The sequence below is a fragment of the Collinsella sp. OM08-14AT genome (assembly GCF_003438115.1).
In the GTDB taxonomy this organism is placed as follows: Bacteria; Actinomycetota; Coriobacteriia; order Coriobacteriales; family Coriobacteriaceae; genus Collinsella.
Genome location: NZ_QSTE01000002.1, coordinates 136,095 through 150,142, shown reverse-complemented (window position 1 = coordinate 150,142; position 14,048 = coordinate 136,095). Strand labels below are relative to the sequence as shown.

The following is a 14,048-nucleotide window of genomic DNA, read 5'->3' as shown; positions in this document are numbered from 1 at the left end:
CTGCCTGAATTCTATGCCTACGAGCAACGGATTGATCGCGACCAAGCGGAAAGGACGGCACGCCCGCTAGCAGGGCAAACGCAAACGATGAGTGGCATGGACCGACATAGCGAGCTCCAGCAGCACAAGACGGCGGCCGAGTACCGCCAAGCTGCCGACGAGCATGTGCGGACCCTCAAGGATTTCTGGAAGGATTTCCTGGTGAGCGGTCTGTTTGTGCTGGCCGCCATCGTTGCCATCTTTGCATGCCTTGCCTGGTTTGCCGCGAACAATCGAGTGAGCGCCACGGGGAGTACGATCGGGGCGAAGGGCCCACGGTTTGTGCTCTCGGGAACGCAGGGCGGCACGGCAGGTAAGTACGACGCCCAGGACAACTACGCGTCGGACAGTACAAGCCTTGCCGTGAACAATCTTTTCAACCTCAATAACATGAGTGCCGATGGCAGTCTTTCTCCGGGGTCGGCGGGCCAGCTTCAGCTCAACGTCAAGCCGCTCTGCAACGACCTGCACGATATTACGGTGGAGATGACCTGGGAGATTTCTGTCCAGACGAGCGTTGCGGGCACGGACTCCGTTGTGGACGCATCGACAAACGAAGAGATCATCAACTCGCTTAAAGATTTGGTGCGCGGTCATATCCTGGTTTTCCAGGGCAAAGACACCTCTGGCTTTTACTCCAATCCGCTGGTTCCCACGACAACCACGGTGACCCAGGACGGAGCGAGCGTCACCGTCATTACGCAGAGCTTTACCATCCCGGCGCGGAGCTTTTGCGCTGAGGGCTCAAATAGCACGACCAAAACCGCAACCAAAACCCTCTACTGGATTTGGCCGGAGCAGTTCAAGAGCTATGTTCGCACGGGCAACGCCGGCTACGGTGGCAACCTTTTCGCTAACACAGGCGACGAGGGGGGATACACAACCCTCGTCGGCGACATCAACAATAACCACGCGCGCTATTTCCGCGCCGATAGCACGAGCGTGCCAGGTCAGGCGCCTAGCGCGGTTCCGCCTGTCGGAGCCGGCATGTCCTCTGCGGATGTGGAAACCTGCGCCAGCTACTACAACAACGCCGACGAGATTATCGGCAAGAACGTCAAGTACATTCGCGTGCGCTTCACCGCCAAGGAGGCGGATAAATAAATGGACGAGCAGCTTAATGCCCGCGAGCAGGGCGATATCAAACACAACGAAGGAGCGGCAAACCCCGGCGGCAACGGGTTCGGCTCGCACGGCGAAGCGCGTCCGGCTGGCCGCATCGAGCGCATCAAGGCTTGGGTGAGCGACCACCGTCGCGAATCCCTGGCCATCGTGGGTCTGGTGGCCGTGCTTCTCGTGTTGCTGGGATTGACGCTCGGATGGTTCGTCGATGCCAATCGCGGCTCCACCGTTGGCAAGATCAAGGAGCCGGCGGAGCTCAAAGTGCTGGGCCCCAACGCTACGGCAACAGAGCAGGTCGACCTGAGCTACAACCCCGAATACGGCGATACCAAGACCGGCAACACGGTGACGCTCAAGCGTGCGTTTTGCGTGCAGACGGGCGGTGACGGTTTTGAGCTGCAACTCGCGAATACGACCAACATTACGGGTCTCACTATTGAGCTGTACAGAGCCGAGAACACGTCTGCGCTCCAGACGCCCGACGTGAGCGGTACCGCAGACGGCAAATCTTATAGCTGGAAAGCAACCGGAGAGAACCTGCTGACGAGCTTCGAATATATCAACAAGGAGAACGACGGTCTGGCAGCCGTGCCGGGCGAGGGCGCAAGCGACCCTACATTCAAGGACTATCAAAACGTCCAGCGCAACGCGCGCCCGCTCTACCGATACAAGAAATTCGGCAAAGGCGACCTCAACGCTAAGACACTCGACAACTCGACTGGCAATGACACGCTTAACTTTATCATCAAGCTTTCGTGGGACGAGAGCGCCAAAGAGACCGACGTGATTTACCTGATCGCGCGCAACACGAGCGGCAAGTAGGAGAGGGGGCGCACATGGAGAAGCAAGAGAAACAGCAGGATGCCGAGCGCGAGCAGCTGGCAAAAAGCAAGAGCCTAGTCAAGAACAAGCTGGTTGTGGCGGCAATCGCACTTATTTGCGCCGTGGCGCTCGTGACGGGTGGCTACTTTACCTATTCCGCCTACACCGCCAACGGATTTCTAAAGTCCGTCGCCGCAACGGGCACTGCGCAGAGCCTATTTGCAAGCGATTTGCTCACGGGCTATATGAGTGCGCCTAGCCCCGACGAGCTCGCCCGTGCCCAGCGCTCCGTTACGGTGTATCCCAACAACGGGCAGTGCAACTTTACCTTTAGCATCTACAACTACTTGCTGGGCAACAGCAACTTCTGCAACGACAAAAATGTGACATACACCTTGACGGTCGAGGGGCACGGGCTCGATGGCGCCACGTGGAGCTATGCGCCCCAGCCCGGTAGCAGCGTCACGCTTCCGGAGAATCAACCTACCAAGAACGACTACACCGTGACGTTCCCTGAGGACAAGCTGGGACATGCCTACTTTGTGATTAAGGCCACGGTCGTATCGGAGAAGAGTCCCGGCACCGAGCTTACCTGCCTGGCGGCGAAAGTCGTGCCGTCAAAGAGGGCCGAGGTCAAGACCGCGGCGGTCGAGGGCGCGCTGGTCGATGAGGCTGGTAAGTTTACTGATTACGCTGCGTATAACTACCGCGTGACGGTCACGGGAGCACCGGCGAACGTCACGCTCACGTGGGGGGAGAACGTGGAGATCGACCCGTTCTTCGCGACCAACCATAGCGCGACGGTGGATGCTACAGCTCGCACGGCTACGTTCACCATGGAGCCGGGTTCGATGGTCGTCAACTTCTACCGAGCGGACGGCAAAACGCCTGGTGGCTGGGATGACCTGGGCATTAGCGCGAGCGGAACCACCCAAGCGGGTACGACGGAGACTCAATAACTCTGGCAGCAGAGTTTTTAGGATAAGAGGTACGGAATCGATGAGAACGGCAAAGCGCATACTCGCAGAGTTCATGACGGTGGTCATGGTGCTCCAGGCATGCTCGCCCACGGTGGCCGCTGTGGCGGCCGGCTGGCAGAACATCTCGAGCGAGATTGCCGCCGCGTCTGCGGAGGCATCGGACGCTGCCGAGAGCGGTGAGACCAACGGCGATGCCGCGACCGGGCCTGGGTCGAGTGATACTGGTGCCGCGGGTGACAGTGCCCAGGATGGCGCTGCGAATGGCGACGCCGCAACGGGCGATACCGTCGATAGTGCCACGGGTTCCGATTCCACGGGCGATCAGGCGGAAGGCGACGATGCGGCAGGGGATGCCGCCGCTGGCGATGCCGAGCAAGATGCCGATGCCGCGGTTTCGGAAGACGCTGAGGCCCAGGCCGATGCTTCGATTACAAATCTTGATGAGCTTGTCGACCTGCTCAAGGCGAACGGCGCGGAAAGCATCGTGTGCAAAGACGACAGGAGCGGAATCCAAAGCCTCAATGTCACGTTGTCGAAAGCGTTCGCCGTCCTGTCTAACGCCGACGCTTCGCTTTACTATGATGCGCAGATCAAGGTTATCATCACGGGCGATGCGAAGCTCACTGAGTCGGCTGATAACGGCATGTCTTTCCAGGGCCTTGGCAGCGATGAGCGTCCGTTCGAAGGCAGGATCTATAGGTCGCTGGACGATGATAGTCCCGTCGAGCTTACGACTGATCGGACGGTCTTTAATAACCTCAAGCTGTCTGGCCAAAAAAATAGGGTCAGGATAAAGTGGGTGGGCGCGACTAGCTATAGCGCGCCGATGGTCGCTTCGAAGGTCAGCGGTGCGGAAAACAGCGAAGAGAGCAAGGCGCTCATCGCGTCGGTTGACATCGCGGATCCCGTGAACGCTGATGTGAAGGACACGACTTCCGCCTTGACGGCACCTCTCCTGGGTACGACGACGGGCAACCTTACCGCGAACGTTACCTATAGCCTCACCCCCACCTGTTCCCGAAAGAATCTCAACGCGAATGCGACGGGCAACATTGGCTTGATTGCCAACACGGTCGAGAGCGGGACCTTGACGGTTGAGTCCGTCACGTTCCCCAACGATCTGGCCTCAGACGGAACCGTCAAAACGAGCTCTGGCAACGCTGGCCTGCTCGTAGGCGAAGTCAAGGACGGTGCGACCCTGAGTATCGGCGCCCTGACCAACGTTCCCACCACAACCGTCCAGTCCACAAACGGCTCCGCCGGCGGTGTCGTAGGCCTCGTTGGCTCGAGCGCAGGTGCCATGGTCAACGTCACGGAAGCTCTCGACCTACGCGCGCTCACCGTCAAGGGCACCACCGCCAGCGGCGGTTTTATTGGCAAAGCGACCGTGCTCACGCTGGGCGCGGATAATAAGCAGATTAGGTGTCCTCTAAATATTGGCGATGAGAACAGCGCTTGTTCTGGTGGCGTTATCGGCGACGTGAGCTTTGCGCAGGGATTTATCGTTAAGCCCAATATGTTCGACCTGGGCAACCTTGTGACACTTGGTGCGTCGCAGCGCGCCGGCGCTCTTTTTGGCATGGCCGATATCTCTAATGGAGACATCGTGGTGCAAGGCGGGGCGTATAAGAGCAAACTCGCCTTACCAGAAGATGTTAGTGTCAACGGCAGCTACGGCGGCCTTGTCGGCAAGGTGTTCGCGACGAAAACGGACGACAAAGGCGCTTTGCGTGCCTTTGTGGTCCAAAAGGATGCGGATAAGAAAACGTGCTCAATTGAGTTTGAACTTGCGGGCAAGCTGTCCGATACGGGCGGTGTTGTTGGCTATGTTGGCGATAACGCGGATTCCAATTCGCAGCCTGTCAATTCGCAGCCTGTCGCCGCTGTGCTCGACGGCGTGACGGTTACGTGCAAGGGAGTTGCTTCGGCACGAACGGACGCCGGAAAGTTCGGTGGCGCCGTGGGTGTTATCGACACGCGCAGCGTGCTCGACGTGCGCGATTTTACGCTTACAAGCGATAATGCCATTGGCGGTGCAGCAAACAATCGCGCGGCTGGTATTGCGGGCTCCGCACGGAATGCCGTAATCAAGTTCAGCGGCATCACAAACCTGTCGGGCGCAAGCTTTGCCGAGAACGCCACGACGGGTCAGCTTGTCTACGAGAACAACAACGCACTGATTTTCGCTGCCGGCGATGGCTCTAACGGTAACGTAACCGATGAAGGCGCTACGGGTTGGACCTATAGGCGCAGCAACAAGGCCTCGAAGACGGATGATATCGCGACCTATGGCGAAGTTATTCGCTTGGGCGATAAATTTATTACGCTTGACCCCAGCACTCACAAGCTGACCTTGCCGGCATCGTTGGCGCTGACTAACGGTGCCTACACCCTAACCTCTGTTGAGGATTTCGCCAAACTTGTAATCACCTGGCAAACCAACGGCTACTACTCCATGGTCGAGGGCGTTTCTGAAAACAACCCGAACATCTTGCAGTCCTCGACCATTACGGTGAACGGCACTATTGATCTCAAGGGCACGGGCCTGACGGGTTTCACGCAGGATCGTGCAGACGGCTCGCAAGTTTTCTCGGGAACGTTGAACGGCGGCGGCACAAATGGCAACGGCACAATCAACCTTGCCGTCGGCGAGCCGTACGGCAAGCGTGGTGAAGCTGTGCTTGACGGCAATGACACGAGCAACGGCAACGGCAAAATCTACCGCCACGGCCGCTTAGGCTTGTTCGCGGCCGTCAACGGCGCAACCATCTCCAACGTCACAATCGCTGGCTCCATGAAGTTCGATAACGGTTCGGCTGTCGATGCCGGGTCGCTGGCGGGTGCCATCGTCGGCAACCTGTCATTGTCTAGCGTAACGTGCAAAACGAATAACGCGTGCGATGATACGTTTGCCAATGACGTGAACATTGGTGGTATTGCGGGCAGCGTGTCGGCGGCTGCCACGGTTACGTTTAAGGGTAACAGCAAGGCGCAAACGACTATCACTGCAGCCGGATCGCTTAACGGCAATAGCCGTATTGGCGGTGCCATCGGCTATGTGAGCGATTGCGCTTCGACATTCAATGTTACGGGCCTCGAAGTCGGCGGCGAAATCAAAACCGGCGATTGCGCCGGCGGCAAGATTGCCCAAGTCGGTGGTCTTATCGGCTGCATCGCACAGAGTACCTACAATGCAGGGACAATAGCCAACTCAGCTGATAAGTACGTGAACATTTCGGGCCTTTCGTTCAATTCATTCAAGATGAACGTCGGTAGGAACGGTGATGCGCTCAACGGTGCCGGTGGCCTTTTGGGCTACAGCTGGGGCAACGCCATCGTCACCATTGGCGATGCTGCTGCAAACACCAGCGGCAGCACCTACGCCCTCAAAACGACCAACAACACGACTGTGGCTGCAAGCGACTCTACCGAGGTCGGCGGCCTCGTATACGCAGCCAGCGGTCACTGGATTATCAACAACTACGCCATCGATCTCTCGGGCACAAAGATTAATGCAGGCGCCGCTCAGACGCTCGGCGTTCTAGTTTGCCGCGGCTGCAAGGTGGATGATAAGACGACATATGGCGTCGAGAGCTACCTAGGCCTGTACTTGGAGGACAGGGCTTATTGGGATACCGCCTATAGGGTGCCCAGCGGCGAGGGGGCCATCGTTGCACCGGGCGTAACGTCCTTCGATGAATGGGTTGGCAGCGGTGTAAAACCAAACAACGGCAGCAAGCTCATGGACGCCGACTGGAACACGGTCGTTTCGCTACACACACAGAAAAACAAGCTGGACATGGACGGCGATTCCACAAAAGACAACAGCTACCATAATCGCTCGTCTTTCGGTCGAAGCCAGAATACGAACGGCAATACCCGCTACTTCTACAACCTCGACATAGCCTCTAAGAATTGTGAAGGCGGCTTTAGTGGCAGTCAAATCGATACAGCGGAAAAGCTGCTCTTATGGTCTGCTTACCGTTATGCTCCCGAAGGTATTCGTTCGACAATCGTTCCCAATGGCACGACAGGGCTCGATGATTCCATAACCATAACGGGTACAATCGATTTGGCCGGCTACAGCTATTATCCCACTCAGCCGAGCGGAGAGGTGACGGTTGAGAATGCGACCATTACCTTCTGTTACTCCAAGATCAAGGCCGAGCAGAATGGCAACAAGCTAAATTCCGATGCTACCCAGCACGAGAACATGCACTGCGGTCTTTTTCGAACGGTGGCAAACGGCGATCTCACAGTAAAAAACGTCACTTTGCGTGGTACTGTTGGGCCCGTTATTAATGACGGAAAGAGCTCTGAAGACACTGATGGAGCAAGCGGAAGCTCTTCGGGCGCGCTCGTGTGCCGCTACGTGTATGGGTCCAGCGACGGCAATGGCACCAAGATTAGAAAGATCTCAATTGATGGTCTTACGCTCAACAATCTGATTGTCGACGGCGCCAACAGCGCCACGGATGCTAACGCCTATATGCCTCTGCTCATCAACGAGATGCAGAAGTACGTGAGCCTGAACGCGAAGAATATCAAGACTACTGGGTACACGAGTGACACCAAGGCGGCTACGTCGCTGTTCGGAAAGCTTGGTGTAGGCAGTGAGGCCGATCAGGTGACGGCAAAGTTTGAGCAAATCAGCTTGCCCAGCCAAAAGAACAAAACGATCTTCACCCATGCGAGCCTGCTGGAGAGTTTTGGCTACGGAAGCACGAGCACGGGCTCTGCGGACTACACCTTTACTAAGGCCGATGCCGATGCCGATGCAGGCAAGGTGACATACGGATCTGAGATTGATGGGAGTACGGAGTACCCGGGCAAGCAGCTTTGGTATTACGACGAAGCGACGTATGGTGCCGTGAGCGGCTATGTGACGGTTGATGGTAAGAAGGACGGTGACGTCAGGCCTTGGTTTGGTGGCTATCTTCCTTATGTTTATAAGGGAAAGGCCACCGAGAGCGGCGTCCAATATCATGAAATTAAAGTCAACCAGCGCATTCCAAAGCTGGTAGAGGGATGCGGCACATATGGCGATCCGTATGCCGTTAAGGACGCGACTGAGATGAACGCCATCGCCAACTACATCAACAACCAAACTGCGCTCGACGGTTGGGAGGTCACCATTGCCGTCAACCAGAGTACGCTCTGTACTCGCCGCAGCGACAATAAAACCGACAATGAGGTTACGTACGTCTATAAGCAGGCGAAAGACACTGGGAAGAAGTGGGAAAAGAAGACCGGCGACACCACTGATCCTTCGGCCACACTTTCCGACGAGATGATGCACCGCTATATCCAAAGCGCGTACTACAGTATTGAACCTACCGGGGGTAATACGATCACCCTCGACGGCGCATCGTTTGGCGGTTTTGGCAACAAAGCCAACCCGTTCCGTGGCGTCATCGTTGGCAACCCTAAAGGTGATAAAAAGGCAACCATCAAGATAGAGAATAACGAGGGTTCGCTTCGCGGCCTTATTCCCTATAGTTACGGCAGCGTGGTGCGCGATCTGAATATTCGCTATGTGAACGCGTCGGCGACTATTACTTATTCTGCCAAGGATGCCGACGGTGTTCCGACGCCGTTCTTCGGTGGCGTTATCGGCTGCATCCTTGGCGGCGATAACATTATCGACGGTGTGGCCGTGAATGGGACAACGCCCGATAACTCCACAACCGGCTTTACGGTTGCTGGTGGCGGAACTAAGCCACATCTTGTTCCCATCGGCGGTTACGTTGGTGCCATTGCGGGCGGCGGTGTGATCTTCCGCAATATGTCAGGGACGTCTTGGCGCGCTGGAACCAGCGACAAGTCTCAGGGTCTTGGAACGGGCAACTTCCGGCAGTACGACAATCCCTACGTTGGTCGTGTGATTGATGGCTATGCCTTTAGCGAGGGCTGCAAAGTCGAAAACGGTAACGCTAACTACAAGATCAACGAGCTCACAAACAAGGGAGCTGCCTGCGTCACTACCACGGGCACCGACAACAAGTATATCGGCACTGATGCCGAGGCACCCGTGACCACGGTGGAAAACGCCCAGGGCCTTTTGGTGCTCTCGGCCATCATTAGCTCGGGTGCGGGTGCTGGAGCGGCACATACTGACTACGCTAATTATGGCGTGTTCCGCGGCTCCAAGGCGTACTGGGGCAGCGATAAGCAGGACCCGGCGATAAACGGCTACCTGTTTGGCAACAAGGAATATGGTAAGGTGCGAAATGCCAGCTACGACTGCGTGGGCAAGCCTGCGAGCGCTTCCGGCGATTTCGAAACCGCCAAAAACGATGACCAGAAGGCCCCGGGCAAACAGGGGTGGCACGGCCCGCTCAACCATGATGACGATGTAAATTCGCCCTACCTGGTGGCGTCCTACGCTGCCGACTACCAAACGGGCTACGTGTGCGCGTCGAAATCGATCGGCATGAGCCTGGAGTTCAAGGAAAATGCCACCTATGATATGACTGGCTACGGCACGGGATACGTGGGTCTCAGCGGCCGTTACTATTCCAATGCTTGCAGCTCGAACGAGGCGTCCACCGATCGCGACCGCATCACGCCGCACGTGGCAACGATCGACGGCAACGGGGCCACCATCACGGTGGGCACCAAAGATGCCACTTACGGCGTCGTCGAATATGCCGATGACGACTATAAGGTCTCGGGCGTGGGCGGCCTATTCAGCACCGTGATGTTCACCTCAACCAATGTGGGGCAGAGCGTCACCGCGAATGACGGCGCTCAGGTCAAAGACCTCACCTTTAGTAACTGCAACGTATCGCTCACGTACAAAGACGCCAACGGTAGCATTGCCTCGGGACCGGCATCGAACGACCTCATCGGCACCGGCCTTTTGGCGGGCGCAACGGCCAACTACGACGGCAACACGCGTGGCGTCTACCGCAACGTACAGATGAAGAACTGCACCGTGTTGGGCGCAAAGAGCGTAGGAGGGCTTCTTGGCAGCTCGGGCCGTACCAGCCGAAGGACGGATAACGACGTGACCTATATGGTCAATTTCGGCTCCGGCACGCAGGCGCCCGCGAATCTCTGTGACTGCTCATACACTGGCCTTAGCGTCACGGGCGAGAAGTACGTTGGCGGCTATGTGGGTGCGATCGCCTCGCCGTGCGGCGTGTGGACAACCGCGGCCACAGGGGTATACGAGAAGACTATTGGCAAAAACTCGACCATAACCGCCACGGGTACAACACCCTACGTGGGCGGCGTGTTCGGTTATACCTCCAGTAACGTATCGGTGAACACCAAAATTGGCATCACGGAAGCCGTCGCATCGAGCACGGCAGTCATCTCTGGGGTAAATGTACTCGCCACCGGGTCGAACACCGATAAGTACATGGGCGCCGGCGGTGTGGTCGGAAGCGCCTATAGAGGCGTTATTTCTATAAGCAACGTGCGCATTGATGCCGGAGGCGATGCCAAGAGCGCCATCATCGGCGATGCCACCGGAACGAACAATAGCATCCGTAATGCGGGCGGCTTGATTGGCGAGGTCACGAGCAGTGGCAGCCCCAACACGTACTGGTTTGAGGACTGTAGCGTCGAGAATATCAACATTGCCGGCACCGACCAATGCTCGGGCGGACTTATCGGTTACTACTTCAGCAATGTGAACATAGCCTGCAACAATATCGCGATTGAGAGCGCCACGATCAAGGGCAGGTGGAGCGGCGGTCTACTTGGCGCGATTAACAGCGGTGCCGACGTCATCAACGTCACCAACACAAAGGTATCTAACACAACGTTTGGCGGAACCTCCAACGGCGGCATTGCGGGCGACGGACGCGGCCAGTTCCATCTGGTAAACGTGCTCATGGACAGCAATACCTACAAATTGGGCTCTAAGCAGGGCGTGCTCTTAGGCGAGGTTGACACAAACGGCTATAGCCTCTCCGCAGCGGGCGTGAACGTAAAGCTCGGCAACGGCAAGACCACGCGTGATCTGCCGCCGATGGTTTACACGACCAATGCGGCCGCCGTAAACATGAAGTCGTATATCGCGTTTGGTGACTATAACGACACACTGGAAGCACCTGACAAGGGGATCACGCTCTACGGCGCGGACAATACCGCCACCACGGCAGCGAGCCCGTATGTGACCACGAGCCCCGTAAGCACGCTGGCGGCGCGTGCCTCCGACAACGACACCACCGATCGCTACCTGTTTGGCGACGGCGCCACCATCGACACCGCGGCGACCGTCCAGAGCGAGGCAGGCACCGGTGTTGCCGATCGCTACACCTACACGAATATCGGCGGCATTAATGACAACGGCGCCTATCAAAATAAGTCGAGCTACGATGCCTCATCCGTGGCCAGTAAGTTCAATTCGAATAATGATACAAGCAGCAACCAAGCCACAGCGGATTTCCCCGTTTTGGTGATCTCGGGTACCGATAATACGACGGTCAAGAGCTATCTAAACATCATCACGAACGGCGGCTTCTCCGACGCTTGCAGATTGAATAACGAGAATGGCACCAATCCGCACGTGACGGCCAAGGCGGAGGTGTTCCAACTCAAGAACGGTGTATTCGTTAAGGACGATGACGCGTCGAACAATCCCACGCTTCGCGTAGTGAACAATGGCAAGAACAATATGTCGTTTAGCCCAAGCTCCGATTGGGACAACGGCAAAGGTCGCTTTACGCTCCTGACCGTTACCTTTACCGAGGCGGGTCAGAGCTACAACGTTCAGGTGCCGATCATCGTTAAGCGCAAGCTCGAGATCGATTTCACTGCAACGTATGATTACGGCACTCAATTTAAAGAAAAAGACTACGCTAACCTTGGAAAAGATGCACACGTGCTTACGAGCTTTGGCGAGCCGATGACGGGTCTGCTTACCTGGACATACAATTCTGCCAATGGGAAGGAAGTCGACTTTGGCTGGGACAGCTATATGGCTGCTGGCGGCTCGATGAAGGGGCTCGGCAAGAGTATCCTCTTCAATGGTGCCGACGGAAGGTTGCCCCAGGGCACCCAGCTTACGCTCATCGATGCGAACGTTGATGGCAAGGCCGGTGGCAGAGAGTATCACTATACGGTGGGCGAAGGCGGAGCAACGAGCGTTTCGCTGAGCGGAAACGACGGCTTTAGGGATCCTGCGCGCAATCCATATCAGGAGCGATGGCTGAGCGAGATTTTGGATGTGTCGGCCACGCAGGATGGCGCCGGCACATGGACTAAGTGTGATAAGGAGGCTGAGGCGACCGCTAAGGCGAAACTCGATGGCAAGTGGACGCTGTTTAAGGTTGCGGGTGCTGACGTTCCCAGCAACAGTCGCTATACGCTAAAGGTACCTAAGGAGAAGGATACCGGCAGGGAGAAGCGTGCATCGGAGAGCGTCTACCTAGTTGTCAACGTGCCCAAGTCGGGCGACGGCGTGACGCAAGCTAGTATCAACGGTTTTACGGCTTCGTCTATTGACTCGAATTCTTCGGGTGGCCGCATATCTTGGAATCTGCATCATGTTTTACGCACTGATGGCAGCGACGATATTCAAAACAGTACGGCATCGACATACAGCATCTTGTCCAATTATGAGCAGAATGTAGTCGACAAAAAAGATGGGGCGTGCATTCCGGTTTCGAAGTCGGAGGACGGTGCCGCCTACGTTCTTTCTCTCGATGTCATGGATACGGTTGCGTTTAGCCCGAGCCAATACTATACAGAGAGCGACCATCTGTTCTATCAGCTCGATACATCGCTGTGTCGCTATGGCGCCAACAACAACCTAATGGGAGTAAGCAGTTTCCCGAGCGGAACCTCGGCAATTGCGAAGTTCTATGTTGCCGTCGGCGATCAGAACTACATGTGGAATGGCAGCGATTGGAAGAAGTGTGACGCTTCGACGCCTGCGTTTACACAGATTGTGACGGATACGGGTGATGACTCACTGAGGCTCACGCTCGACCATGATCTTGCCGGAATCCGCAAGCGTGCAACGGGCGGATCCTTTACCGTGCGTACGGCAGTGGAAGAGATTCGTCTTACGCCGGACGGCTGCAACAAGGTCATCTCCCTGTCCAAGCAGTCTGGCGAGGACGCCTGTACCAAGATGTCCTATACCGCCAACCTTTCGACGCGCGATTCTGGTCTTGCCACCTCGAGCCTGGCGATGACGAAGCGCGGTAACGTTGGATACTATCGCATGGACACGGGTGATACGACCATTACGCTATCGGCGCCTGAGAAGTCGCAGCTTGGCATTAACGTGGACGACCTGCGTCCGATCGCGAATGGCACGATTGGTCTGGGTGCCACGTATGAACTGGGTGGACTCAGCAACGCCGCCGAGGCAATTGCGAACGCAGACTCTGTTGTGTACACGCTCGAGCTGCAGCGCCGCGGAACCGACGGCACGTATGAGAGTGTAACGGATGATATCTCCAACTACGTAACAGTGACGGAGAGTAAGCTTGCCGCGGTCGCTCCCTCCGGTAGCACGATCACCTTCACTGACTCGAAGGAGAATGGCAAGTTCAAAACGCAGAACGGTGACACTACGTTTAGCCTGCCCTTTACCGTTAAGGTCAACACGCAGGTTGAACAGCGTGAGCAGTTCTACGCGAACTATCGCTTGGTGATGACAGCGAGCCTGGTTAAGGGTGACGTGGCGAGCGCAACGCCTCAATCGCCCGACTATGTGACCTATACGCTCACGAGGGTGAACCTCAACGGCATCGACCACTAGTTCCGAAGCCAACTGGCTTCGCAAAGGGGGCGGCAACCACCCGGTTGCCGCCCCTTTTCTTGTTCTCCTGGCCTGCTGCTGCCCCAGCTTCCCACCTAGCTTTCCAGCTTTCCACCTTAGGTGGTAAGTTAAGTGGAAAGCTGGAAAGCTAGGTGGAAAGCTGGAAAGTAAGTGGAAAGTTGACATGTAGGTGCGGGCTGAAGAGGGGTTAATAATTACACAAACCATACCAGCCAAACAAAAAGATACCAATCTGGTTGGTAAAACACCGTCAATGAGCCGCGAGCTAACTAGCTGCGTAAATAAAACCTAAAGAACTGTTGCAAATTAATGGCAAATGCCCAGATGCCGCCGTGCGA

4 protein-coding genes are annotated in these 14,048 nt (G+C 56.5%); all 4 read left to right on the top strand.

The genetic code is table 11. The features are described from left to right. Positions 1-96: 96 nt before the first annotated feature. Genes DXC18_RS02085 through DXC18_RS02070 form a run of 4 tightly spaced genes read left to right on the top strand, consistent with a single transcriptional unit; the run spans position 97 to position 13,689 of the window. The gene (locus tag DXC18_RS02085) at positions 97-1,143 is read left to right on the top strand and encodes a hypothetical protein (protein WP_117629809.1); all 1,047 of its coding nucleotides are present in this window, start codon (positions 97-99) and stop codon (positions 1,141-1,143) included. Further along, positions 1,144-1,983, top strand: coding sequence for a hypothetical protein (locus tag DXC18_RS02080; RefSeq protein WP_117629810.1), 840 nt, complete (start codon positions 1,144-1,146; stop codon positions 1,981-1,983). A gap of 14 nt (positions 1,984-1,997) precedes the next feature. After that, complete coding sequence (locus DXC18_RS02075) at positions 1,998-2,942, top strand: hypothetical protein (protein WP_117629811.1); 945 nt, start codon at positions 1,998-2,000, stop codon at positions 2,940-2,942. Between the two features lie 40 nt (positions 2,943-2,982). Continuing rightward, the gene (locus DXC18_RS02070) at positions 2,983-13,689 is read left to right on the top strand and encodes a hypothetical protein (RefSeq protein ID WP_117716180.1); all 10,707 of its coding nucleotides are present in this window, start codon (positions 2,983-2,985) and stop codon (positions 13,687-13,689) included. Positions 13,690-14,048 lie beyond the last annotated feature (359 nt).